27 protein-coding genes and 1 tRNA gene are annotated in these 25,591 nt (G+C 36.8%); 16 read left to right on the top strand and 12 right to left on the bottom strand.

Translation table 11 applies throughout. The features are described 5' to 3' along the window. Positions 1 to 16 precede the first annotated feature (16 nt). From HHL23_RS00990 to HHL23_RS00955, 8 genes are all read left to right on the top strand, one after another. Entirely contained in the window at positions 17 to 619 is a 603-nt protein-coding gene (locus HHL23_RS00990) for an ExbD/TolR family protein (protein WP_034701908.1), read from the top strand. A gap of 15 nt (positions 620 to 634) precedes the next feature. Further along, positions 635 to 1,207 (top strand): ExbD/TolR family protein, encoded by a 573-nt coding sequence (locus HHL23_RS00985; protein ID WP_169232972.1) that lies wholly within the window; start codon positions 635 to 637, stop codon positions 1,205 to 1,207. Positions 1,208 to 1,230: 23 nt separating this feature from the next. After that, positions 1,231 to 2,070: an energy transducer TonB gene (locus HHL23_RS00980; RefSeq protein WP_169232971.1), complete on the top strand. Its 840-nt coding sequence runs from the start codon at positions 1,231 to 1,233 to the stop codon at positions 2,068 to 2,070. 76 nt (positions 2,071 to 2,146) lie between these two features. Beyond that, on the top strand, positions 2,147 to 2,344 hold the full coding sequence (locus tag HHL23_RS00975; protein ID WP_185194842.1) for a DUF308 domain-containing protein: 198 nt from the start codon (positions 2,147 to 2,149) through the stop codon (positions 2,342 to 2,344). Beyond that, positions 2,334 to 3,206, top strand: coding sequence for a PstS family phosphate ABC transporter substrate-binding protein (locus HHL23_RS00970; protein ID WP_169232970.1), 873 nt, complete (start codon positions 2,334 to 2,336; stop codon positions 3,204 to 3,206). The genes HHL23_RS00975 and HHL23_RS00970 overlap by 11 nt, the downstream gene beginning before the upstream one ends. A gap of 91 nt (positions 3,207 to 3,297) precedes the next feature. Then, entirely contained in the window at positions 3,298 to 4,947 is a 1,650-nt protein-coding gene (locus HHL23_RS00965) for a tetratricopeptide repeat protein (protein WP_169232969.1), read from the top strand. Between the two features lie 168 nt (positions 4,948 to 5,115). Continuing rightward, the gene (gene bshB1 / locus HHL23_RS00960; RefSeq protein WP_169232968.1) at positions 5,116 to 5,835 is read left to right on the top strand and encodes a bacillithiol biosynthesis deacetylase BshB1; all 720 of its coding nucleotides are present in this window, start codon (positions 5,116 to 5,118) and stop codon (positions 5,833 to 5,835) included. Between the two features lie 35 nt (positions 5,836 to 5,870). Next, a tRNA-His gene (locus HHL23_RS00955) sits at positions 5,871 to 5,946 on the top strand. A 206-nt stretch (positions 5,947 to 6,152) separates the two neighbouring features. On the opposite strand, the gene HHL23_RS00950 is transcribed toward HHL23_RS00955, so the two are convergent. Beyond that, positions 6,153 to 6,488 (bottom strand): DUF3276 family protein, encoded by a 336-nt coding sequence (locus HHL23_RS00950; protein ID WP_034701927.1) that lies wholly within the window; start codon positions 6,486 to 6,488, stop codon positions 6,153 to 6,155. A 99-nt stretch (positions 6,489 to 6,587) separates the two neighbouring features. Next, complete coding sequence (locus HHL23_RS00945; protein ID WP_169232967.1) at positions 6,588 to 8,249, bottom strand: ABC transporter ATP-binding protein; 1,662 nt, start codon at positions 8,247 to 8,249, stop codon at positions 6,588 to 6,590. A 90-nt stretch (positions 8,250 to 8,339) separates the two neighbouring features. On the opposite strand from HHL23_RS00945, the gene HHL23_RS00940 reads away from it, so the two are divergent. The 4 genes from HHL23_RS00940 (at position 8,340) to HHL23_RS00925 (ending at position 11,197) form a co-directional block, all read left to right on the top strand. Next, positions 8,340 to 9,245, top strand: a complete 906-nt coding sequence (locus HHL23_RS00940) for a transcription antitermination protein NusB (RefSeq protein WP_169232966.1) — start codon at positions 8,340 to 8,342, stop codon at positions 9,243 to 9,245. 1 nt (position 9,246) lies between these two features. Further along, entirely contained in the window at positions 9,247 to 9,756 is a 510-nt protein-coding gene (locus HHL23_RS00935) for a DUF1573 domain-containing protein (RefSeq protein ID WP_169232965.1), read from the top strand. A gap of 8 nt (positions 9,757 to 9,764) precedes the next feature. Beyond that, positions 9,765 to 10,127 (top strand): preprotein translocase subunit YajC, encoded by a 363-nt coding sequence (gene yajC, locus HHL23_RS00930; RefSeq protein ID WP_169232964.1) that lies wholly within the window; start codon positions 9,765 to 9,767, stop codon positions 10,125 to 10,127. A gap of 335 nt (positions 10,128 to 10,462) precedes the next feature. After that, a complete protein-coding gene (locus HHL23_RS00925; RefSeq protein WP_169232963.1) occupies positions 10,463 to 11,197 on the top strand; it encodes an SDR family NAD(P)-dependent oxidoreductase in 735 nt (244 codons plus the stop codon). A 574-nt stretch (positions 11,198 to 11,771) separates the two neighbouring features. Here the strand turns inward: HHL23_RS00925 and ligD are convergent. The 3 genes from ligD to ku form a co-directional block, all read right to left on the bottom strand. Then, positions 11,772 to 13,643 carry a DNA ligase D gene (ligD, locus tag HHL23_RS00920; RefSeq protein WP_169232962.1) on the bottom strand — a complete coding sequence of 624 codons (1,872 nt, stop codon included), beginning with the start codon at positions 13,641 to 13,643 and terminating at the stop codon, positions 11,772 to 11,774. Between the two features lie 77 nt (positions 13,644 to 13,720). After that, positions 13,721 to 14,323, bottom strand: coding sequence for a DNA polymerase ligase N-terminal domain-containing protein (locus HHL23_RS00915; RefSeq protein ID WP_169232961.1), 603 nt, complete (start codon positions 14,321 to 14,323; stop codon positions 13,721 to 13,723). Further along, entirely contained in the window at positions 14,323 to 15,108 is a 786-nt protein-coding gene (gene ku, locus HHL23_RS00910) for a non-homologous end joining protein Ku (RefSeq protein WP_169232960.1), read from the bottom strand. The genes HHL23_RS00915 and ku overlap by 1 nt, the downstream gene beginning before the upstream one ends. A gap of 146 nt (positions 15,109 to 15,254) precedes the next feature. On the opposite strand from ku, the gene HHL23_RS00905 reads away from it, so the two are divergent. Beyond that, on the top strand, positions 15,255 to 15,824 hold the full coding sequence (locus HHL23_RS00905) for a Crp/Fnr family transcriptional regulator (protein WP_169232959.1): 570 nt from the start codon (positions 15,255 to 15,257) through the stop codon (positions 15,822 to 15,824). Between the two features lie 69 nt (positions 15,825 to 15,893). Continuing rightward, the gene (locus HHL23_RS00900; RefSeq protein WP_169232958.1) at positions 15,894 to 17,174 is read left to right on the top strand and encodes an adenylosuccinate synthase; all 1,281 of its coding nucleotides are present in this window, start codon (positions 15,894 to 15,896) and stop codon (positions 17,172 to 17,174) included. 90 nt (positions 17,175 to 17,264) lie between these two features. Here the strand turns inward: HHL23_RS00900 and HHL23_RS00895 are convergent, their stop codons facing one another. The 6 genes from HHL23_RS00895 to HHL23_RS00870 form a co-directional block, all read right to left on the bottom strand. Continuing rightward, positions 17,265 to 18,596 (bottom strand): M12 family metallopeptidase, encoded by a 1,332-nt coding sequence (locus HHL23_RS00895; RefSeq protein WP_169232957.1) that lies wholly within the window; start codon positions 18,594 to 18,596, stop codon positions 17,265 to 17,267. A 386-nt stretch (positions 18,597 to 18,982) separates the two neighbouring features. Further along, a complete protein-coding gene (locus HHL23_RS00890) occupies positions 18,983 to 19,714 on the bottom strand; it encodes a carbon-nitrogen hydrolase family protein (RefSeq protein ID WP_169232956.1) in 732 nt (243 codons plus the stop codon). A gap of 44 nt (positions 19,715 to 19,758) precedes the next feature. After that, positions 19,759 to 21,513, bottom strand: a complete 1,755-nt coding sequence (gene aspS / locus HHL23_RS00885) for an aspartate--tRNA ligase (RefSeq protein WP_169232955.1) — start codon at positions 21,511 to 21,513, stop codon at positions 19,759 to 19,761. A gap of 158 nt (positions 21,514 to 21,671) precedes the next feature. Further along, the gene (locus tag HHL23_RS00880) at positions 21,672 to 22,031 is read right to left on the bottom strand and encodes an ankyrin repeat domain-containing protein (RefSeq protein ID WP_169232954.1); all 360 of its coding nucleotides are present in this window, start codon (positions 22,029 to 22,031) and stop codon (positions 21,672 to 21,674) included. Positions 22,032 to 22,215: 184 nt separating this feature from the next. Beyond that, the gene (locus HHL23_RS00875; RefSeq protein WP_169232953.1) at positions 22,216 to 22,422 is read right to left on the bottom strand and encodes a helix-turn-helix domain-containing protein; all 207 of its coding nucleotides are present in this window, start codon (positions 22,420 to 22,422) and stop codon (positions 22,216 to 22,218) included. A 3-nt stretch (positions 22,423 to 22,425) separates the two neighbouring features. After that, positions 22,426 to 23,055 carry a DUF2975 domain-containing protein gene (locus HHL23_RS00870; protein WP_169232952.1) on the bottom strand — a complete coding sequence of 210 codons (630 nt, stop codon included), beginning with the start codon at positions 23,053 to 23,055 and terminating at the stop codon, positions 22,426 to 22,428. 157 nt (positions 23,056 to 23,212) lie between these two features. On the opposite strand from HHL23_RS00870, the gene HHL23_RS00865 reads away from it, so the two are divergent. Together HHL23_RS00865 and HHL23_RS00860 are read left to right on the top strand one after the other, a co-directional pair. Then, on the top strand, positions 23,213 to 24,607 hold the full coding sequence (locus HHL23_RS00865; protein ID WP_169233061.1) for an MATE family efflux transporter: 1,395 nt from the start codon (positions 23,213 to 23,215) through the stop codon (positions 24,605 to 24,607). Positions 24,608 to 24,692: 85 nt separating this feature from the next. Beyond that, on the top strand, positions 24,693 to 24,812 hold the full coding sequence (locus HHL23_RS00860; RefSeq protein ID WP_169232951.1) for a 30S ribosomal protein THX: 120 nt from the start codon (positions 24,693 to 24,695) through the stop codon (positions 24,810 to 24,812). 54 nt (positions 24,813 to 24,866) lie between these two features. On the opposite strand, the gene HHL23_RS00855 is transcribed toward HHL23_RS00860, so the two are convergent. Beyond that, positions 24,867 to 25,526: a DUF937 domain-containing protein gene (locus tag HHL23_RS00855; RefSeq protein ID WP_169232950.1), complete on the bottom strand. Its 660-nt coding sequence runs from the start codon at positions 25,524 to 25,526 to the stop codon at positions 24,867 to 24,869. Positions 25,527 to 25,591 lie beyond the last annotated feature (65 nt).

Below are 25,591 nucleotides of genomic sequence, written 5' to 3'. Positions count from 1 at the left end.
AAAATAATTCAAAACAATGGCGAGAGTCAAACCAAAAAGACATGGAGTAGTGACGGATATGACGGCAATGTGTGACGTTGCCTTCCTACTACTTACATTCTTTATATTGACCACTCAGTTTAAAAAACCTGACGTGGAGCAGATTAAACCGCCATCTTCAATATCAGAGAAGTTACTTCCTGATGCAAGTTTGATGACCATCAACGCTACTCCGGATGGGAAATTTTATTTCCAACCAGTAGAAAATGCATCAGAGAGATTACAGCTTTTAGAAAAAATGGGTCAAAAGTATAATATGACTTTTACCAACCAAGAAAAAGCTGCATTTCAAAAAGTACAAGCAATTGGGGTTCCTATGAACCAACTGAAAGGCTATCTCGATTTGTCAGATGAGGAGCAGAAAAGCTTTAAGAGTCCTACTGGGATTCCTATGGATAGTACAAATAAGCAGTTAGTAGAATGGGTAAAACAAAGTTTGAGCGTAAATCCTGATTACAAATTAGCGATCAAAGGAGACGTTACAACTGAGTACCCTAAAGTTAAGAGCCTGTTTGAAGGTTTAAGAGATATTGATTTTCTTAAATTCTGGTTGATTACATCACAAGAAGGTAAACCATAATAATATCATTTAGAAATGGCAGAAGTACAAGTACAGGAAAAAGGCGGCAAAGGCGGCAAGGTACGTTCCAAGAAGCAGAATACCAGAGTAGATATGACTCCAATGGTGGACTTGGGTTTTCTATTGATTACCTTCTTTATGTTCACAACCACATTTAGCAAACCGAATGTAATGGATTTAGGTCTTCCGGCGAAACCAAAAGAGGATCAGCCGAAACCACCTCCAACAGAAATTAAACTTTCTAACTCAATTTCTTTATTATTGGGTAAAAACAATAAGATTTTTTGGCATCAGCAGGATCCTACATCTTTAACTGATCAGAATCTTAGCGAGACTACTTACGATAGAGAAGGTATTAGAAAAATAATTGAGAAAGCAAAAGCAGGCGCAGCAGATAAAACAAAATTTACTGTTATTATCAAGCCGACTGACGATGCAGTATATAAGAACTTTGTAGATATTCTTGACGAAATGGCCATTACCAAAAGTGAGCAGTACGGGGTAACCGATGTGAAGCCTTGGGAAAAAGCTATTTATGATAAGAGAGTTGGGAATAATGGAGCTGCGGCTACACCAGCTACAAAGTAATTTAACCATAAAACTGTAAATCTATGGCAGATGAAAATGTATACAATCAGAATCTTACTTTAGATGAGATTGTATTTGAAAATAGAAACAAGGAATATGGTGCCTATGATCTTAGACATCAGTATCCAAGACTTCTGACAAAATCTTTTGTTCTTGGAACGGCATTATTCCTGGTTGCGGCTTTGTCTCCTTTTATTTATCTTACCATTAAGAGACTTACTGAACCACCTAAGCAAGAAGTGAAGGCAGATTTAGTAAACATTATTGAGGAAGATCCAATCATTGAGCAGCCAAAAGAAGAAGAACCACCTCCACCACCTCCTCCAAAAGAAGAGGAAAAAATCGAGGTTATTCAGAACGTAGTTCCGGAGCCAGTAAAAGCTCCGAAGATTGAAACACCACCGCCACCAATTTCTAAGCAGTTAGAAACGACGACGGGTTTGAATAATCAGGAGGGGGTAAAAGCTCCGGCTTATACACCACCGCCACCACCGCCATCTACTGGTAACAAAGCCAGTACTGCGGAAGTAAAAACAAATAATCCTAACGAAATCTACAAAGATGTAGACCAGTCTGCAGAATATCCTGGAGGTATGGCCGCATTAAGAAAGTATCTTGGGGAAAATTTTGATACTTCTTTAATGGAAGGAGGCGAAGGGACACTTAAGGCGAAGCTGAAGTTCGTTGTAGAAAGAGACGGAACTGTTTCCGGAGTTACTATTGAAGAGAAATCTCCAAATGGCGACTTCAACAGTGAAGCAATTCGTGTAGTTAAGAAACTTAAAAAATGGACTCCTGCGAAAAGAAACGGGGAGAGCGTTAGATCTTACTATAGCGTACCGTTTACGATGAACTTTGAATAAGACTTATTTATTCAAATTATAAATAAAAAGAGAAGCATATGCTTCTCTTTTTTATTTTTTTTGGTATTTTTGTTACATGATGTTCAATTGGTTATCCTTAGTTACCGGATTATTTTATATCGTATTGGGAATTGTGGTTATTGTCTACAAATTTTTCTTCACGATTTTAGAGCCTGCTATTGCTTATGCAATGGGCGCAGTGCTTATTCTTTATGGAGTATTTAGAATCTATAGAGCAGTTACAAGAATTAAAGATTCAGGAAATGAAGAATAGTTTAAAAATTGCGCTGCTTTCTGTGATGAGCATCGCTGCCGTAAGCTGTAAAAAGGAAGAGAAATCTCCATCCTATCATAAAGGAGACCTTACCATACTTACCGACGAGTCTTTCAAAAGCGTTACCGAAGCATTGGCAGATGGATATATGATTAATTATCCCGAAACCCATATCAAAATCGAAACCAAGAAAGAAGATTTAGGTTTTCTTGATTTACTGAATGACAAGGCAAGAATAACGGTCATGTCCAGAGATCTTACCCCCGAAGAGAAAAAAGCTTATGAAGAACAGGTCGACCTGAAATTTCTTCCTGCTAAATTTGCTGCAGATGCGGTTGTATTTGTTGTTCCTAAAGCTTCTCCGAAACAGAGCATTTCAATGGATGAAATAAAAAACGGGCTTGAATCTGATGCCAAGAATTTTATTTTTGACGGAACCAATTCAAGTAACCTGAATTTCGTTGCACAAAAGCTGAAGAAACAGCCTAAAGACCTGAAATTTTCCATTATTCCGGGAAACCAGAATATTATTGAAGAATTGAGTAAGCATACTGATAAAATCGGAGTCATTGGCTTGAACACGTTCAGCCGTCCTTATGATAAAACTTCTGAGAAGCTTAGAGAAATGGTTAAAGTACTTCCAGTAGAAAGTAATGGAAAGCTTTATACTGTTGATAATGTCAATCTTCGTGAAATGACTTATCCTTTTACCCGTGTTCTTTATTTTTTAACCAACGAAGGAAACTTTAATATCGCTAACGGATTTATTAGATATTCATGTACACAACTGGGTCAGATGATCGTACAGAAAGAAGGTTTGCAGCCCTATAATATCTACAAAAGAGAGGTTCAAATGCGTTAAAAAATATTAAAATAGTATTTTACTTATTGCAAAAACATTATTTTGGTCTAAAAATTGTGGAGCATATAATTCTAATAAAGAAAAATATAAAATGAAAGATATAATGATTATGAATGTAAAGAAAATTGCTTTTGGAGCAGCTGTGGTATTTTTTGCCGGTTTAGCCTCTGCACAGACGTTGCAGGATGGTATCAACAGTATAGACAGTGATAAATATGCGCAGGCTAAAATCAATTTTACCGAAATGGTTGCCAAAGCTCCTACAGCAGAAAATTACTTCTATTTAGGAAATACTTACCTGAAGCAGGGTGAGCCTGATTATGCTAAAGCTATAGAAAGTTTTAACAAAGGTTTAGCTGTTGATAACAAAAGCTATCTTAACAAAATTGGTTTGGCTACTGTAAAATTAGGGAAAGGCGATAAAAGCGCAATTGCTGAAATTCAGAAAATTGTAGCAGATTCAAGAGAAAAAGATGCTGAAGTATTATTCAGAGCAGCAGAAGCTTTAACTTTATTTGAGAAAAACAATGCTCCTGATGCAGCCATTCAGTTCCTTACAAAAGCTGTTGAAAAAGCTGAGAAAAAAGGAGTTCCTGCTCATTACTATTATACCCTTGGGGATGCGTACAGAATTAAAAGAGCACCAGGTGAGGCAATGTCTGCTTATGACAAAGCGTTGCCTTTAGCTAAAAATAAAGCATCTGTTTATACAAGAATGGGTACACTTTGGATGGCAGCTCAATTATGGAAAAATGCAAAAGAAAGCTTAGATAAAGCGATTGCTGTGGATGCATCTTATGCACCTGCATATAAAGCGATGGCTTCTTATGACATCAGATATCAGGACAACGCAAAAGCAACACAAGACCTTATCAACTATACAAAATATGCTGATGAGGACCCATATACACAGTTAGAAATTTCTAAATTATACTTCACAAATGAAGACTATGCGAACTCTAAAATTGTATTAGACAAGATCTTTGATAAAATTGATGATCCTATCAAATTCAAATTAAGAGCTTATCAGTCTTATGCTGACGGAAACTATGCTGATGCAAAACAAAACATGGATACTTTTGTTTCTCAGGCTGAGAAAACAAGATTACAGCCAGCGGATCAGGGTCTTCAGGGACTTATCGCTGCAGGATTGGCTAAAACTGAAACGGATGCCGCTAAAAAAGCAGCTTTAAATACAGAAGCTCAGCAGAAGATTGCTATCGCTAAAGCTGCGAAAGATGAAACCATGAAGTGGGATATAGAACTTGCTAATATCGCAGGTGGGGGTGCTTCTCAGGCTGAAGCAGAGAAAGGACCTACTAGTCCTGAAATCGAAGCATTGAAAAAGAAAGTGGCTGCTAATAAAGAGGATTCAGATTCCCTATTTAAGTTGGCTACAGCTTACCAGGATATTAAAAACTGGAATGGAGCTGTTCTTACCTGGCAGAAAATGAGTGCTCTTCTTCCGGATTGGGCACCAGCTTATTACAGTCAGGGATATTCTTACCAGCAGGCTGGAAATAACGATGCTGCAAAATTAGCATACGAAAAATTCATCAGTACAATAAAACCTGCAGACAAGGAAGCTAACAAGCAGATTTTATCTTATGCTTACTTTGCAGTGGCTTATATGAGTAAGGATTCTGATGCTGCAAAAGCTAAAGATTATGTAGCTAAATCTTTACAACTTGATCCTACGTATAAGGATGCTATAAAATTAAATGCAGAAATCAATAAGTAATTTAAATTTTAAATTATAGATATTAAAACTTCCCATTCTCCATGTTTGGGAAGTTTTTATTTTAAATCTTATCTTTGAACATATGAAACGTCCGGGGGTTAAAAATTCGAAAATGCGAGAAAAATTATTGGGCGTTCCATCTGACAAATTAAAAAATAAAAAGAACAGATGAAAACAGATATACTTGCTTTTGGGGCACATCCTGATGATGTAGAGCTGGGATGTGGTGGAACTATCGCTAAAATGATTTCGGAAGGTAAAATATGTGTCATTGTGGACCTGACAAAAGGAGAGTTGGGAACAAGAGGAACGGATGAAACAAGAAAAGTAGAAGCAGGTGAAGCTGCAAAGATCCTTGGTGTTTCGGCAAGAGAAAATTTAGGTATGAAAGATGGCTTTTTGGTGAATTCTGAAGAATATCAGATGGAGATTGTAAAAATGATCCGTAAATACCGCCCTGAAATCGTCCTAGCCAATGCTATTGATGACAGACATCCGGATCATGCAAAAGGCGCGAAATTAGTATCGGATGCGTGCTTCTTAGCCGGGCTGAGAAAAATTGAAACTGTAATAGATGGCGAGAATCAGGAAGTCTGGAGACCAAAGCAGATTTTTCATTATATCCAATGGAAAGATATCAAACCTGAGTTTGTCATTGACATATCCGAACATCTAAATAAGAAGATTGAAGCATGCATGGCCTTCAAAACACAGTTCTATGATCCAACATCCAATGAACCTGTTACCCCGATTGCAACAAAAGACTTTTTCGAAAGCCTGACCTATCGTGCTCAAGATTTAGGAAGATTATCGGGAGTTACTTATGCTGAGGGATTTACGTCTGAGAAGCTCATTGCGATGAAAAATTTTGACGGAATTATTTGGTAATTAAAAAATCTTCCCTATATTTGCACTCACAAAACGGTGATTGTAGCTCAGTTGGTTAGAGCGTCGGATTGTGGTTCCGAAGGTCGGGGGTTCGAGACCCCTCATTCACCCAAAAAAGTACACTTTTTAAAGTGTACTTTTTTATTTTATACTATTTTGGCCGCCAATTTTAGTCTTTAAAAATTACAAAATGCTTCTTATTTATTTTAAGATTTTTGTAGTGTATTTAAGCTTAACGTTATTTATCGGGGAAATTTACGGTTGGACATAAAAAAAAGCACCTTTTTCAGATGCTTGTGTTTTTAGATATTCTTTTTTTATACTTCGTCGTCAGAATCAATAGTGAATGATTTGCTTTTGAAGTCTTTGTCATGTTTTTCTGATATTACATCCTCACCCTTTTCATTAATGATGAAATCTGTGGATTCATTGAACATCTCCTGAAAACTTTTAAAATCCTCTTTGTAAAGATAAATTTTGTGCTTCTCGAATGTAGCTTCCCCATTCTCCCCGAAGTTCTTTTTACTTTCGGTAATCGTAAGATAATAATCTCCTGCTTTCGTCTCGCGCACATCAAAGAAATAAGTTCTTCTCCCCGCTTTTAACACCTTCGTGAAAATTTCATTTTCATGGCGTTCCTTGTATTCACTCATTGTTAGATATTTTTTAATCTTGTTAAGAACAAATATAAAAGAATTCTTTTAATCACAAAATTTTTTTTATGATTTATTTAACAATTGAGAACGAAACGGCTAAGCAGTTAAAGAATTGGCAATTTCAGTAAGGTTGATGATTTTATCAGCTCTCTGAGCGCTAGACTCTCTGTGTGTGATAATTATGGATGTGGCGTTGTTGATTTTACGGTCAATATTTTCAAGAATATTCTGCTCTGTTTCCGTGTCTAAAGCCGACAGGGAATCATCAAAAATAATGATATTTGGGTCCTTTATTAAAGCCCTTGCAATACATATCCTTTGCTTTTGTCCTCCCGAAAGCATGACCCCGCGTTCACCGACAAGTGTTTTATACTGTTCTTTAAATTCAACAATATTTTTATCAACGTCTGCAATCTTGGCATATTCTACCACTTTTTCGTGGGAAGGATGATCAATAGCAAAACCGATATTGTTTTCAATAGAATCAGAGAACAGATAACTTTCCTGAGGAATATAGCCTATGAAATTTCTGTAATTCGTCAGATTATGTTCTTTCAGGTTCTTACCATCAATTAAAACCTCTCCTTCAGTAGGATCAATCAGTCTGCAGAGTAAAAGAGCGATCGTAGATTTCCCGCTTCCTGTTTTACCCATAATGGCCAGGGATTCTCCGGCCTTGATTTTAAAGCTCAGGTTTTCTAATGCTTTGATTCCGGTATTCGGATAGACGTAAGACACATTTCTGAATTCAATATCCCCTTTAATAGGATAGTTGTCAAAGTTGGTATTAGTGACCTCTGATTTTTTATCCAAAAATTCATTAATTCTTTGCATCGAAGCCTCAGCTCTTTGATTGACTGAAGTTACCCATCCCACCATTGAAAATGGCCAGATCAGGATATTGATGTACATAAAGAAATCAGCAATTTTACCAACACTCAATTCCCCTGCAATATATTTCTGTCCGCCCACAAGGATGACCGCAACATTCAGGAGTCCGATGACAAATAGAATAATGGTAAAGAAATACGCTTCTGTTTTTGCTAAATCTAAAGCTTTGTTCTGATAATCAGTGACTTTTATTCCATAGTTCTTCTTGATGTAGTTTTCCTTGGCAAAAAACTTCACCACCCGGATCCCTGAAAAGCTGTCCTGTACAAAAGTAGAGATCGCAGACTGGCTTTTCTGCATGATCTTCGATTTCTTATTGATGATAGAACTTACCTTAAATATAATGTATGACAAAATAGGAAGCGGCAACAAAGTCCACAAGGTCATAGACGCATCCGTTTTTATCATATAAATACTAGTGATCAAAAGAAGGATCACTAAATTCACCACATACATGACACCTGGTCCCAGATACATTCTTACTGCTACAACATCTTCACTCAACCTGTTCATCAAGTCACCAATGGTCGTCTGTTTGTAATCCGTCAGAGATAATTCCTGGTAATGTCTGTAAATTTTGTTTTTCAGTTCATATTCAATCCTTCTTGATGCAACAATGATCGTCTGGCGCATCATAAACGTGAAAAATCCCGTTAAAAGTGAACAGCCGACAATGATGGCAACGTACACCAAAACCTGCTGATTGAAGCCCAGGTTTCCGCCTTTTGTAAGTTCGTCTACAGACTTTCCTACAAACTGCACCTTATATATATTGAAGAAATTACTGGCAATGATGAATAATAACCCCCAAAACAATAATATTTTGTGCTTCCAAAAGTAAGGGTTTAAGGTTTTTAGCGCTTTCATAAAGTTTTACAAATTTACGAAAATGTAGGCAGACTACGAATTTCATCAATTTTAATTTTTGTATCTTTGCACCCATAAAAAGCTCTTTGAATGTTAGGAAGACGACAAATCCGTGAAAAAGTAGTACAGACAGTGTATTCATACTACCAAAATCCTTTAAAATTTGATGTTTTAGAGAAAAACATGTTCTCTGGAATAGAGAAAATCTATAATCTCTACATCTATCAGATCAATTTTTTGGTCGCTCTGAAAGAATTAGCAGAAACCCAGATCGAAATTGGGAAGAACAAATACCTTAAAACTGATGCTGAAATTAATCCTAACCAAAAATTCATCAATAACCAAGTTCTGATCAAGCTGGAAGAAAATCCCGAGAGATTATTTTTCACAGGTCAGCACAAGCAGTTGAAATGGGATATGCATGATGATGTATTGGTGAAAACTTTCCAAAGAATCACAGCAGGGAAACGTTATCAGGATTTCATGAAAGAGGATGGATATTCTTTTGAAGCAGATCAGAAATTTATCGGAAAACTGTTTCTGAGATATATTGCTGAAAATGAAGATTTTCAGGAGTACCTGAGCGATAAAGAACTTTCTTGGTACGATGATATTCACATCGCCAACTCAATGGTACAGAAAACAATCGGTTTCCTGAAAGAAGATGAAGAAAGCAGGACTTTAATTAAGATGATTAAAGATGAAGAGGATAAAGTTTTCGCAGGAAAACTTCTGAGAGATACCCTGAACAACTGGGAAGCTAATGAGAAAAAACTAAGCGAAAGACTGGAAAACTGGGATCTGGAAAGAGTTTCTTTAATGGATAAAGTAATTTTGTCAACATCTATTTCAGAACTGGATAATTTTGCTTTGACGCCTTCAAGAGTTATTATCAATGAATATATTGAAATTGCAAAAGTATTTGCAACAGACCGTTCCAATATCTTTATTAACGGAATTTTGGATAAATATTGTAAAGATCAAAATAGAATTTAACATGAAAAAGACATTATCAATTATCGCTTTGTCTATCATAGGATTTGGTTTGGTTTCTTGTAAGAAAGAAAACAAAGAAGTTCAAGGTACTGAAACTGCAACAGCAGATTCTACAGCAATACAACAAGCGACTCCAACTGATTCAGCGACAGAACCAACAGTAACTAACGCAGCAGTGGCTCCGGTTTCAAACCAGCCATTAACATCAGTTGCCCTTTCTGAAAACAACTTCGATTTTGGAAAAATCAAAAAAGGAGAGAAAGTACAGCACATTTATGAGATTACCAATACAGGAAAAAATCCTTTAGTGATCTCTGAAGTAAAACCTGGATGCGGATGTACTGCTCCTGATTTTACTAAAGAACCTATCCTTCCGGGTAAAAAAGGAAATATCACATTGCATTTTGACTCTTCAAGCTTTGACGGAAACGTGCAGAAGTATGCAGACGTATTTGCCAACGTTGATAAGGCTCCTATAAAATTAACGTTCACAGCGAACATCCAACCATAATATAATATATGTTGACAATCTTTTTACAGGCACAGCAGGGGTCTTCATCTATGATGCTGATCATGATGGGGGTAATGTTTGTGGGGTTCTATTTTCTGATGATAAGACCACAGATGAGAAAACAGAAGCAAGAGAAAAGCTTTCAGGAAACTCTAAAAGTAGGAACCAGAGTAGTCCTTACTTCAGGTCTTCACGGAAGAATTGCTCAGGTTCAGGATGATGGTTTCGTTATCGAAACTTTATCAGGAAAACTGAAATTCGAAAAAGCAGCCGTTTCAAGAGAATTTACTGAAACGCGTTTTGGAGAAAAAGCAAAAGCTGCTGCTGAAAAAACAGCAGAGAAAAAAGAAATCGATACTGAAAAGAAATAATTTTTTTTAGTTTGAAAATATTGGCTCGGCGCGGTGAACAAAGTTCACCGCGCCGAGTTTTTTATAAACAGATACTCCAAATATAAACGCAAAGCTAAGCGAATGACTAAAACATAAGCTTAGTCAGTGGCGCAGCTACATCTCTTTGCCCATCTCAAAACTAGTGCATAAGCATTTAAATCTTTGCGTTAAAAATTATAAGGGTCTCATTTAACTCTCAATTTCAGGTTCACCTTCATGATATTCAAGTACTCATTTGTGAAATCAGTAGTTAAAAAAATCCCACGTCATTAAAATTCATTTTTCATACTCCCAAAATAAAATATCTTTGCACCATGAATCAAAATACAGGCAAAACCGTTCTCATTCTGGGAGCCAATTCAGATGTGGCCAAACAGTGCATCAGGCAGTACCTTGAAAAAGGATTTTCTGTACTGGCAGCTTCGAGGGATATCTCTTCACTTGAAAAATTTGTTGAAGACAACAAACTGGATTCCTCAAAGGTTAGAATACTGTATTTTGATGCGGTAGATTTTAATTCCCATCAGACATTTTATGATCAGCTTCCTGTAAAACCTCATATTGCAGTATATGCAGCCGGTTTTCTTGTTGATAATGAGAAAGCATTAAGAGATTTTAAAGGTACACAGCAGATGATGCAGGTTAATTATATGGGAGCTGTTTCCATCCTGAATATTATCGCAATGGATCATAATAATGCTCACCTGGAAAGAATTATTGGGTTGTCGTCGCTTTCGGGGGTGAGAGGAAGGAAAAGTAATTTTGTGTATGGAAGTACCAAAGCAGCGTTTACTCAGTATTTAGCAGGTTTACGACAGGAATTAGCCTCAAGAAAAATTGCGGTCAATGCCTTGGTAATCGGTTATATCAGAACAAAGATTAATGAAGGGCTTCAACTTAATGAATCTCTGATCATGGAGCCGGATTATGTGGCACGACATATCGTCAATGCAGGAAATTCTTTCACTATTGTCCCGAATTTTAAATGGAAAATTATTTATACTATTTTGAAAATCTTGCCGGAAAGTTTGGTGGCGAAATTACCTTAACTTATCTGTTTAGAGTTTTTTTGTAAATAATCTATCAGTGTTTGATAATCACTTTTTTTAAATTCAGATGGGGTGAAAATGAAATGTAAAGAGTTATTTAAAGTACTTAAAATAAGATATTTATCGACAAATTTATAATTTATTTTTTCCCAAATAGAACTGATTGTGTTAAGGGAGTTTTCAATAACTATATTATTCTGATTCAAAGTAATAAAGTGCATGTTTAGATCTCTTGTTTTGAAATCGTTTATATTTTCCTCTATCAATTTATATGTTTTTCTTTTAGCTGCAAAATAGTGATAAACCAGAATGAATGCATATCCAATGTAAAGAAAACCAACATATTTGAAAATATAGGGAAACGGGCTGCCAGCAAAACCTTTTAATGGAAAAAAGCCCAGCGACAGAAATAGAATAGCATAAATAAGAGCTTTTTTAAGATCATTAAAGGATTTTTTCCAAACATATTTAAGGGAAAATCTTTGCTGACCTCTTTCCGTATTTTCATTGAAAAGAAGTTGTAATTTGATAGGCTCAATCATTTAGGATGTTTATTTCGACAAAAATATACAAATTAGTAATTATTTTGAAGTAATTCCAACGCCTTCATCATATCAATCCCCTTTCCCAACACCGGTTTAAACAAATCTCCCTTGTCCTTGATCCTTTCTAAAGCATTATGAATCGTAAAATCGGTGGGTTTCAGACCAGATTTTACCTCATCCCATTTCAATGGCATAGAAACGGGAGCTCCCTCTTTTGGACGTAAGCTGTAAACACTCGCTAAGGTCTGTCCCGTCCTGTTTTGCAGATAGTCCATATAAATTTTCTTATCATCTCTTTTCTGTAAACTTCTTTCCAGAGTCGTCAGTTTCGGAAGCTTTTCATTGACTTGTTTCATCAGAATATGCGCGAAATCTTTGACCTGGTCAAAATCATATGTTCCTCCCATCGGAATATAAATATGGATTCCTGTACTTCCGGAAGTCTTGCAATAGCTTTTAACTTTAATTGAATTTAAAACTTCATTCACCTGAAGGGCTGTTTCAATTACGTCATCAAATGTATTTTTCTTGGATGGGTCCAGGTCCAGCACCAGATAATCCGGATGTTCCAGATCAGGAAGTGAACTGTTCCAAGGATTCAGATCGATACAACCCAAATTATTCAGGTACGCTAAAGTTGCCTTGTCATTACAGTAAACGTAGTCAATATATTTGTCATTGGATTCCGAATAAATCTTTGTTGTTTTGATCCAGTCCGGCATACTGTCTCCAGCATCTTTCTGGTAAAATCCCTGTTCTTCAATACCGTTAGGAAAACGGTTGAGAGAAAGCGGGCGGTTTTTCAGATAAGGAAGAATATAAGTAGCAACAGACTGATAATAGTCGATCACATCGCCTTTGGTAATGCCGTCTTTCGGAAAATAGATCTTATCCTGATTGGTGAGCTTTACTTGATGTTTATCCAGAGTAATTTCCTTTTCTTTTTCGGAATTCTCTGATTTATTTGATGGTGTTTTTGCTTTCATTTCTTTAGACTTTTTGTTGTTTGGAGTTAATTTAATTTCTACAGGGTCTTTGTCTTCTCGGATAGCCAGAAAAACAGGATGCCGGTAGATACCGTCTTTCGTGATTTCAGAATATTTAATTTCACATACCAGCTCAGGTTTCGTCCATGTTACGGGCATATTTGTTTTCGGAGCAGTTTCAAATGGGGAAGTTTTTACAATAAGGTTTTGAAGCCTGTCATAAAGTTGTTTTAAAGATTCGTTATTAAAGCCTGTTCCAGTATGGCCACAGTAAATCAGTTTTCCGTCAATGTATTTTCCTAAAATTAAAGCTCCGAAACTTTCCCTCGAACCTCTGGGTTCTGTAAATCCACAGATAATGGCTTCATCCGTATTCGTGAATTTTATTTTAAGCCAGTCATTTGTTCTGTGGTTTTCAACATATAAGCTGTCGGCCTTTTTTGCGATCATACCTTCTAGCTTCATTTTTTTCATCTGATTAAAAAAAGCAATTCCATTTTCAGGAATATGGTCACAATATTTAATTACATCCGTTTCTGTTAAAGCTTCTTTTAAAAGTTCCTTCCGCTGTACGAGAGGAAGTTCTTCGGTCGAATGGCCATTCAGCCAGAGAAGATCAAAAACCTGAAAGGTTAATGCAAGATCAGGAAGGTCACCGATCTGCTGTAAAAGCTGAAAATTGGGCTTTCCATGTTCATCATACGCGACGATTTCACCATCCACGATCATTTTATGTTTCTGTTGGCTAAAACCTTTCGTGACTTTTTCAAATTTTGATAAAAAGGATATCCCATTTCGGGAGTAGAATAGGGGATCTGTATGGCTAAGATCAGCAATTGCCCTGTAGCCGTCCCATTTGATTTCAAAAAGCCAGTTCTCATCATCGAAGACTTTTTCAAAAGGCTTTGCCAGCATAGGTTTAATGAAATTCTTCAGTTTTTTTTCGTCAACTAAAGAATTAAACCTTTGAAATTCTGGCTTTGTTTCAGAAGTTATGACTTCTTTTTGTTGTTTTTTAGGCTTTTTTTTTCCTCTAAAAATTTCGTTACCAAAGATTTCGGAGACGTATTTTCTTCTGCATCATATTGGTCTTCAGCGAAATCATCTTTATGCTTAATTAAAAGCCAGGCATTATTTTCAGCATTTTTCATTTTAAACAAAGCAAATTCACCTTTCAGTTTTTTGCCATGTAAAGTGAATTTTATGGAACCTGCTTTTAGTTCTTTTAATAATTCCTTTTCGTCAGAAAGTTTGCTTGTATCGTCTAAAGGTTCATACGTTCCGCTGTCCCAAACTTCTACCTGTCCGGCTCCATAGTTTCCTTCGGGGATATTTCCTTCAAAATCTTTATAATCATAGGGATGGTCTTCCACCATCATAGCAAGACGTTTGTCTTTTGGATCCAGTGAAGGGCCTTTTGGAACAGCCCAGCTTTTCAATACCCCTTCCATTTCTAACCTGAAATCATAGTGAAGACGGGAAGCTGCATGCCTCTGAACGACAAAAATCAGTTGGTCTTTGCTTTTTTTTGCCTTACCTTTAGGTTCGGCTGTTTCATCGAACTTTCTTTTATTGTTATAATCTTTTAGAGCCATTAGGATGCAGATTTGGATTTAGGAGTTTGCAGACTGGCTTTTAATTGAGCCATAAGATCAATCACTTTTCCTTCTTTCGCAGGTTCGGCTTTTTTGGTTTTTATATTTTTGCCTTTCGCTTTCTTTTTGATGATCTTCATCAGTTCATCAGAATAGGTGTCTTTATACATGACGGGGTCAAAGTCCTGGGAAAGCTGTTTGATAAGGCTTACTGCCATTTTGAGTTCTGCAGGTTTAGGAGCTTTTTGAGCAGGAATTTTAAGATCCTTATAATCTCTGATCTCCTGATGAAACCTAAGCCGGTTCAGAACCAGGATTTCTTCATTATAAGGCCTGATCATTCCGATAGCTGCACTATCACGGAGGACAAAGGTTCCGATGCCTGCCATTTCTGTTTCCTGCAAAGCTTTTAACAAAAGCCTGTACGCATTTTCACCGTTTTTCTGAGGTTCCAGATAGTAGGGGTTTTCGAAATACACACTGTCTACTTCTGCTTCTTTTACAAACTGGTCAATAGAAAGTATTTTGGTCTTCTCAGGGCTGGCAGCTTCGTAATCTTCCTCATCGAGAACGATGTATTTATCATCCATGAGATAACCTTTTACAATGTTTTCCCATTTTACTTCTTTTCCTGTTCTCTCATTCACTCTTTTAAATTTGATATTAGAAAAATCAGATTTATCGAGCATATCGAGGTCCAGTTTTGTGGTTTCTGTGGCTGAATAGATTTTAACCGGGATATTGACTAAACCGAAGCCAATGGCGCCGTTCCAGATTGCTTTCATTGTCTTACGTTTTTAAAAATCAATCAATTAACATGCCGTGAAAAGATGATGTGGTACATTTTATCTGCTTTGTTGCCAAATGACAATGGCTTCTCCACACTATTTTTATACATTTATATTTTCCCAATATTCGGGCAGAAATAACTATGGAGGAACTTTTTAAATACATCAGAAAATTCGGGGTACTGAATACTGGGGAAGAATTGCTAATCGCTGAAGGATTAAATGAAATCAATATTCCTAAAGGAGAAGTTTTCATAGAAGCCGGAAAAGTGAGCCGAAAGATTGCTTTTGTAAAAGAAGGCATTTTCAGGTCTTTGTACTACAATAAGCAGGGAGATGATTTTACGCGCTACTTTATCTATGAGGGAAGGTTTATCGGTGATTTTCATGGCTTTGCAGATCAAATACCTTCGCTTGAGTATATTGAAGCGGTAACTGATGGGGTACTGCTGGCGATTGATCTTGATCATTTTAAAAAGCTGGAGAAAGAAATTGCCATTTGGCCGGTATTATTTGCCAGGCTTCATGCTTTTGTAGCAGAGAATAAACTTAAGGTAGCCAGTACCATGCTGAATTTGGATGCTAAATCACGTTATATTCATTTTTTAGATCATTATCCGGGCCTTGCTAACAGGGTGCCACAGTCTATGCTGGCTTCTTATCTCGGCATTACTCCTTCTTCATTAAGCCGGATCAGAAGAAATATCGTATAAATACTTTTTTGCCAAATGACAATGGCCTCCTATGTCAGCTGCCATAGCTTTGCAGTATAAATGTAAAGTATGAATATGGATATTGTCTTAGGATTGCAGTGGGGTGATGAAGGTAAAGGTAAGTTTATTGACCTTATCAGTGAGGGTTATGACATCACGGCTCGCTTTAATGGAGGGGCCAATGCAGGACACAGTATAGAACGTAACGGAAAAAGAATCACGCTGAAATCTCTTCCCTCAGGGATTTTCATGAAAGGTGTTCAGAATGTGATCGGAACAGGAACAGTGTTGGATCCCGTAAGTCTGAAAAGAGAGATTTTAAATCTTAAAGAATTTGACGGAACTGTTGACCCGGAACAGAATCTAATTATTTCCAGAAAAACACACCTGGTGCTTCCTACGCATAGGCTTTTGGATATCTTTATGGAAGATAATCCTGATTACACCACCATCGGAACTACAAGAAACGGTATTGCACAGGCTTATTCCAATAAAATTTTAAGACAGAATGTAAGAGTTGAAGACATAGAGTCTCCGGATTTTGAAAGCAGGGTAGGACATATTTTAAAGAGAGATTATAGATTACTTGCAGGCGGTGATAAGGTGCTTCCTTCATTGGAAGAAATCAGCATGGAGTTTTTCGAGGCTATAGAATTTTTGAAGAAGTTCATTCGTACGGAAACAGAGCTGTTTTTAAATGTAGCTTTATCTGAAGGAAAAAGAATTCTGGCAGAAGGATCCCAGGCTGCAATGCTGGATATAGACCATGGTACTTATCCTTATGTAACTTCATCTTCCACCACAGCTTCAGGGGGCTGCAGCGGATTAGGTATTTCTCCTAAAAAAGTCGGCGAAATATTCGGAATTGCAAAAGCATATTGTACAAGAGTAGGGAATGGTATGTTTCCGACAGAGATCTTGGATGACCTGGGTGAAGAGATCAGAAATAAAGGCCATGAGTTTGGTTCCAATACCGGACGTCCCAGAAGAATAGGCTGGCTGGATCTTCCTGCTTTAAGATATGCTATTATGATCAATGGTGTTACTCAGGTGATCCTGACCAAGGCTGATGTTTTAAGCGGAATGAAATCAGTAGCAGTCTGTACCCATTATGAGCTTGAAGACGGAAATATAGCAACTATTTCCGGAACTCTTCCTGAAAATGCCCGTCCGATTTTAAAACAGATGAAAGGCTGGGAAGGAGATATTACCGCTATTGAAGATGCTTCTGTTCTGCCTGAGGAATTAAAGGATTTCCTGTCTTTTTTAAATTATGAACTTGGAGTTCCCATTACTTATCTTTCTACTGGTCCGGGAAGAAAGGAAATATTGAAATTAAACAGTAACTAATTATAAAGCAGGAAGTGTATACTGATCTGACAAACAAAAGAGGTTAGGGAATAAATTTCCTAACCTCTTTATTTGATGAAAAAGTTTAATTTAGTTGACTTTTGTAAGTTTAAAACGTTGCTTTGCAGACGGCTGAACCGCTTGATCCGTACTACCGATTACAATCGGCGTAAGGTTAGTTGTTAGACCATTCTTCACTTCTAATCTCAAAGATGGCGCATTCTTAGGAGCGAATCCAAAGCCATTATTTCCCAGGTTGAATAATAACCATTTCTGGGAATCTGTATTAGAATTAGTTCTTAACTCTACGGCTGTTCCATTTGATGTTCCGCTATTTTTTACTGTTAAAACCTTTGTAGGATCCAATAAAGATTTGATGGTATAATAACCATGATCTGATTTGCTGAAAGTAAATCTCTGATTATTCCCTGTAGAGGCTGAATATAGAATCACGCTGGTGCCATCTGTAGTGGAGCTTCCGGAAATGTCTAAATTTTTATCATTCGCTAAAGATGTTGTCATTGTATAAGTTCCGTTGATTACAGAAGTCGCATTAACAGGCCCATACAAATGGTTAATTCCCGCATAATCACCGGCAGATAATCCTGTTCTTTGCTTGGTGAAAGTAGAACCATCCAGTTTAGTCATTACAGGTTGACTTGAGTCTATAGCAAAGTCTGTAGACTGATACATCATGACTGAACCGAAATCAAATGCACCATGTCCTGCATAATCATTGTAAAGGTTAAAGTTATGACGGCTGCCTTCTGTTGCCCTGTTGACATCTACAATAATATACTGATCTCTGTCTGGACGGCATTGTTCATGCATGATTCCCATAGAGTGCATAACTTCGTGGGCAATAATTGCCGGATAGGTAATATTATAAATTTTGATACCATTAACCCTGTTTTGCTGCCATCCAAGTGGAGAACTGTTACCTGTAGAATAAGTAAAGGTGATATATTCTGTCTGATTGGTGCGTTCAACAAACTGGACACTAGTTTGAGAAGAAATCATATCAAACGCTTTATTGATGTTAGTAAGGAACGTATTATAGTTCTGAGTACTCAAGGTTCCCTGGCTGGGTAGTGTATAATAGACCGTTGCACTTGGCCATGTCTTAATAAAGGAGCTTACGATGGTACTTTTCTCCGCTGTTGACAATTCAGAATTGGCCTGCATCTTTAATTTGTTAAACTGTTCAGATGTAATAGTAATGTCATCTGCGTAAAAATATTCACCATTTACTTCATTGACATAGGTATAAGTTCCGTTAATTAATAATTTGTGAACCGTTGTATTGTCTAGCTTCGCCGTTGTATGATCAATAGAATCTGCCTGAGCATTTTCCATATCCGACCTACATGAATTCAATGCCAAAACAAGGCATCCAGATAAGAGTAATAGTTTGCTTTTCATATCATTTAATATTGGTTTGTCGATCAATTTTTCCGAATACGAACAGCCTTATTATAAGAATACGGAATCTATTCCGCAGTAAATCAATGCCGCATCTTGATTTAATTGTTATTATAACTAGGCTGTGTATGGTAAATGTATTAATAAAAGCCATATTTAAATATAACATAATATAATATTTTTTTTGTTGTTTATTATATTGTGTTGTGTATTTATTTCGTCAATAAATTTATTTTTTGTTGTTTTTTTTCTATTAAATTGTAATTTTAGTTATTTCACAAATATTTGATATAAGAGCTAAGGCAATCCCATATTATCAATGAATGCAGAGTTAAATTGAACAATATTGTAATTTTGGATGAAAAAAAGCGGAGATTTTCACCGCTTTAGTAGATATAAATTTTTTCGATCCGGTCATTATCTGTGTTCACAATCAGGATGCCTTCATCATCACTATTAAGTTGTCCAAGTAAACTTCCATTGGTATTCCAGACAGAAGATTTTCCGGCACATTCATAACCTCCGGATTCTCCTGTAAAATTAGCCATCAAAACATGCATATGATATTTTTCTGCAATATTAGATAGTTTAGCGAGGTCGTCATCGATACCATTAACAGAATTGAGAACACTTGCCGTGTAGATATTTGACCCTGAGTTATAAGCTTCCTGAGAATGCATCGGATCCGATAAATCATAACAGATGGCTAATGAAATTTTATTCTGTACAATTTCCAGCTGACAGAAGGGATCTCCTTTTGAAAATACAGCGGTTTCCGTTGGGAAAAGATGACGTTTTGAATAAACTTCTCTTCCTTTTTTCGGTTGAAATATAATACTGCTGATCAATAATTGATTATTAAATTTTGTAGGCATCCCAACAGTGATGCTGATGTTATTTTCGTCTGCCATCTTTTGAAAAACGTCTAAAATGGGATCTTTATAATCAATGGAGAGTTGCTCTGCCAATTCAGGCTCATAGCCGGTAATTGAAAGTTCGGGGAAGATGATTAAATCCACATTTTTATTAATTGCGGCTTCGATTACTATTTTGTGATTTTCAATGTTTTTAAGGATATCTCCTTTTACAGGTTTGATTTGTGCTGCTGCGATTTTCATTTTTATATCAATAAAAAAGCGGAGATTTTTTCTCCGCTTTCAATTTATGCTTTTAAATTCAATTGTATTTCCAGTTCATCCAGCTGGGCATCAGCGATAGATGCGGGAGCGTCGATCATTACATCTCGCCCTGAGTTATTCTTAGGGAATGCGATATAATCTCTGATCACTTCGTTTCCGTCAAGAATAGCCACCAAACGGTCAAATCCGAAAGCCAAACCACCGTGAGGAGGTGCTCCGTATTTGAAGGCATTCATCAGGAATCCGAACTGAGCTTCTGCTTCCTCTTTGGTAAATCCTAAAAGGTCAAACATTTTAGACTGAAGATCTTTGTCAAAAATTCGGATAGAACCTCCACCGATCTCGTTTCCGTTAAGAACCATATCATAAGCATTCGCTCTTGCTTTGCCCGGATCTGTTTCCAGTAAATGAATATCTTCAGGTTTAGGAGAGGTGAAAGGGTGGTGCATGGCATGGTAACGTCCGCTTTCTTCGTCGAATTCCAATAATGGGAAATCTACAACCCAAAGTGGTGCAAATACATTTCCTTTTCTTAATCCCAAACGGTTTCCAAGTTCCATTCTTAAGGCTGAAAGCTGGGCTCTTACCTTATTTTCGTTTCCGGATAAGATCAACATTAAGTCGCCTTCTTTAGCTCCGAATTTTTCAATGATTTTTGCTAAATCTTCTTCGTTGTAGAATTTGTTGACAGAAGAGGTTTTCACACCGTCATTCTGAAACTTAGCCCAAACCATTCCTGAAGCTCCAATTTGTGGGCGTTTTACCCAATCAACAAGCTCATCGATCTGCTTTCTTGTGTAATCGGCACATCCTTCTACATTGATTCCGACCACCAATTCAGCGTCATCGAATATTTTAAAATCTTTTCCTTTTACTAAATCATTCAATTCAACGAACTCCATTCCGAAACGGATATCCGGTTTGTCGTTTCCGTATTTCTGCATGGCCTCTGCAAATGTCATTCTAGGGAATGCTCCGAATTCCTGACCTGTAATATCTTTGATCAGTGTTTTCGTCATTCCTTCAAACACATTCATGACATCTTCCTGCTCTACGAAAGCCATTTCGCAGTCGATTTGTGTAAATTCCGGCTGTCTGTCAGCTCTTAAGTCTTCATCACGGAAACATTTTACAATCTGGAAATATTTATCCATTCCACCAACCATCAACAATTGTTTGAAAGTTTGTGGTGATTGTGGTAATGCGTAGAATTGTCCCGGATTCATTCTGCTTGGAACTACGAAGTCTCTCGCTCCTTCCGGGGTAGATTTGATTAAAACCGGAGTTTCCACTTCGATAAATCCTTCGTCTGAAAGATAATTTCTCACCTTCTGCGCCATTTTGTGACGGAAGATCAATTTATCTCTTACCGGAGCTCTTCTGATATCCAGATAACGGTATTTCATTCTTAATTCCTCACCGCCATCCGTTTCATCTTGGATTGTGAAAGGCGGAAGCTGAGATTCATTAAGAACCGTTAATTTTTCAACTAAAATTTCAATTTCTCCTGTAGAAATATTTTCATTCTTATTCTTTCTTTCAATTACTTTTCCTGTAACCTGAATCACAAATTCACGTCCCAGTTTTTTGACATCTTCAAATAATTCTATTGAAGAAAGTTCTTGGCTAAAATATAATTGAGTAATTCCATAACGATCTCGAAGATCTATCCAAATCATAAATCCTGTATCACGGATAGCCTGTACCCATCCGGAAAGTGTAACTTCTTCATTAAGATTTTTCAGAGACAATTCTCCGTTCGTGTGTGATCGAAACATAATTATTTGTTTAAGGTTCAATGTTTAAGATATAGGGTCTAGCTTTCTGATCATGAAGTTTTCAACCATAAATTCCGGATGCAAAGATAAGATTTTTGGAGGTTCTGTAAACAAAAAAAACTTCCTTTCGGAAGTCTTGTATATTATTTGAGGGCTTTTTAATTATTCACAGCTCCTTTTTGTATCAATAGTTGTGCGGTTTGTTCTTTCTTGCCTAATTTAGCTAATGCAAGAGGCGTTTTGCCATTACATTCTTTATTAACGTCTGCCTGGTTTTCCAGAAGGAATTTAACAATATTATTCCTACCATAAAGAGAACTGAAACCTAATGCACTGAACGTTTCATCTTTAAGTGGGAAGCACTTATTGTAATCTGCTTTTTGAAAATTCTTTTTAAATGAAGCAACATTGTCAGACTGAATAGATTGCATCTGAGCTTTACTAAGCATCTGAGCAGAAAGCATATTGTCAGATACTGAAACTACAAGTATAAAGGCGGTAGAGATTATTTTTTTCATAAGATTCATTTTAAGAATATACAAATCTAAATTATTTTTTTGATATGAGTAACTAGATTTTTATAAGAATTGAATTTTAATTTAAATAAAGATGGAGCTAATTTAGTATTAATATTTTATTTATTACCCATCCGATGAAAGCTTTTTATAACACTATTCTTATATTGTTTTCAAATATACATTCTTAATTTTGTACGTATTCCAAAATATCACCCGGCTCGCAGTCTAAGGCTTTACAAATTGCTTCCAGAGTTGATAGCTTCACTGCTTTTGCTTTACCGGTTTTTAAAATGGAAAGGTTGGTCTGGGTAATTCCTATTTTCTCAGCAAGTTCTTGTGATTGCATCTTGCGTTTGGCAAGCATGACATCTACATTGATAATAATTGGCATAGTTTAAATGGTTAAATCAGTTTGGTTTTGAAGCTCTAGTCCTTTTTTGAAAAATTCAACAATAAATAGAACTATAATTCCAAACATAAGAACGATAAAAGAGGTCAGTAATATACCTGTATCCCGGGTGTAGTCAAAATTAGAATAAGTGGGTTTAGGATTGTAATACCAATTACCAATAGATATCGGAACATAAATGAAGCTAAGCCATGAAAATCTTCTCAGCCATTTCAGGACCTCAGGATTGAAGAGAATGTCTTTGCTCATTCCATTAAAAATTTTATACATTGAAAAGAGAAAAAGGATGTAAAATGTAAATTGTATCAAATAATGCAAGAATACATTAAATACCAAAACTCCATGTAATACGGTATGTATTTTTCCCCAAGGCTCTCTAATACTGAAAACTGGAAAAAAGTGCTCCGGTTTTCCATCCACAAGGTCATTCGATTTATCAGATACTAGCCCGGTTTGAAAAATGTCCTGTAAAAAATGTCCTCCTGTTTCGTGGTTATAATAGCAAACGGCATAACCCAGCAGGATGTATGCAAAAACAAAAGCGGTAAGAACAGATAATAAAAAGAAGATCCAGCTTATCGCTGTTGAAATAGAATTTTTCCCTAATAATTTCATAACATGTTGTTTTTAATCATCGCAAATATATAAATATTTATTGTAATACGATAAATATTTTAAAATATTTTTTATTCAGAAAAAATCTAATTATAAAATATTCTTATGTTTCTTTGTCCTAAATTTCGAATTTGTACTTTTAAGAACATAAAAAATGATGACAAAGTATATTAATTTCTTTAAGAAAGCATTCAGTAGCGAAAATGTAGATTATACCAAAATAACGATAAGAAGTGCGGTACTGCTTTTGGCTGTTCCTATGATGCTGGAAATGGCTATGGAATCTGTTTTTGCCCTGGTGGATCTGTACTTTGTAGGACACTTGAAAGAAAGTGGATATGCGATTCAGACGGTGGGTTTAACGGAATCCGTGCTTTCCGTAATGTATTCCATTGCAATAGGGATGAGTATGGCGGCCACCGCTGTGGTTGCGAGGAGAATCGGAGAAAAGAATCCGGAACAGGCTTCGAGAAGTGCTGCACAGGTTTTGTTGGTTTCATTTGTCATTACATTTATTCTAAGCTTATTCGGAGTCATTTATGCCGAAGAAATTTTGATTCTGATGGGTTCGAAACCTGAAGCTGCAGCCTACGGAAAAGATTTCACGAGGATTATGATGGGAAGCAGTGTCATCATAATGCTTTTATTTCTGATCAACGGGATATTTAGGGGAGCAGGAAATGCAGCCATTGCGATGAAGTCTCTATGGATTGCCAATATTGTCAACATTATATTATGCCCTGTTCTGATTAAAGGTTTCGGGCCTATCCCTGCCATGGGGCTCACGGGAGCAGCCCTGGCAACTACGGTAGGACGGAGCATTGGGGTGATTTATCAACTGTACCATCTTCTGGTGGCAGATACCCAGATTCGTATTGCACTTCCTTACTTCAGTCCTGATTTCAAGCAGATAAAAGCTATTGTAAAAATTGCGACACCTGGAATTTTTCAGTTTGTGATTGCCTCATGCAGCTGGATCTTTCTTGCTCAGCTGGTTGCAACTACCGGAGGTGAAAATGCGTCTGCAGGGTATCAAACCGCTTTAAGACTGATGATGTTCTTTATTCTTCCCGCCTGGGGGTTGAGCAATGCAGCTTCAACACTGGTTGGCCAGAATATGGGTGCCAATGAAATGTTGAGGGCAGAACAGTCTGTGATGAAGACCGTAAAATATAATGTGATCTTTATGCTGGCTGTAAGTTTAATATTTTTCCTGCTTGGAGATTTTCTGGTAGGTTTTTTCACACAGGAAACTGAAATTAAAGAGGTTGCTAAAAATGCATTGCACATTATGAGCGTAGGATTTATTTTCTATGGAATGGGAATGGTGCTGATCAATGCTTTTAACGGAGCGGGAGATACGTGGACCCCAACCTGGGTGAATTTCTTCGGATTCTGGCTGTTTCAAATTCCATTGGCGTATTTTCTTTCCAGGCATTTCGGGATGGGACCGAAAGGAGTATTTATTTCTATTCCGGCTGCAGAAACTTTAATTACCATCGTTGCTTTTATTTTGTTTAAAAAAGGAAAGTGGAAGACTGTGAAAGTATAGATTTATAAAAATTTTAACAGGCTTAATTTTTGGTTATAAACCATATTATTTAATTTAGTGGTAAACCAACAAAACAGTTATCATTATGGGAAAAGGAGACAAAAAATCCAGAAGAGGAAAAATCAATTCGGGAAGTTATGGTAAAAGAAGACCACGAAAGGGTTCTAAGTCAATTGGTTCTTCTGAAACTAAAGCAAAAAGCTAAACATAAAAAAGGCTGAAGATGAATCTTCAGCCTTTTTTGATATACAAAATTAAATTATTTTCCTCCTAAAAGGTTACCCAAGATACTTCCTAAGCCGCCTCCCTGTTGTTGTTGCTGTCCTCCGCCTCCGCCGAGCACACTTCCCAGAATATCGTTAAGTGGGTTTCCTCCGGACTGCGACTGTCCGTTTCCTAAAACACTTCCCAAGATATCATTCAATGGACTTGACTGCTGTGTTTGAGCCTGGCTGGATGCGTTTCCAAGAATCCCTCCTAAAAGGTCTCCTAAACCTCCTGCTCCTACATTATTCTGTTGTTTCTCCTTACCAATATAGCCCATGATCACCGGAGCCAGCATGGCCAGAATAGGTCCTATTTTGTCAATTGAAATTCCTGTATTTTGAGACAACTGATTTTCTACGGTACTTTTCTGTCCTCCAAAAACGTGGTCAAGGATTGATCCTCCTTCAGCCTGTCTTGCTTCAGCTTGTGATGCATCATCAAGGATACTTCCGTCGTGGTCTTTATCCAGGGCGTTATTTAAAGCTTCTGCTTCATTAGCATCCTGAGATTTATTTCTAAGATAAGAAATAACCAATGGCGCAGCTACTGCCAATAAAGCGATAATCTGGTTTCTGCTGATCCCAAATTTGTTTTCTGCCTGCTCAGCAACCTGATTGCTGGTACTACCTGTAAGTAGGTCGATTAAACTCATAGTTTGTGTTTATTTTAAAGTATTAAGTAAATCAAAGTTATCAAAAAATGTGATTCGCAAAATCT

This window comes from Chryseobacterium antibioticum (assembly GCF_012927325.1).
Classification (GTDB): Bacteria; Bacteroidota; Bacteroidia; order Flavobacteriales; family Weeksellaceae; genus Chryseobacterium; species Chryseobacterium antibioticum.
The sequence above is the reverse complement of the archived record's forward strand: the minus strand, read 5'-3'. Positions and strand labels throughout refer to the sequence as shown.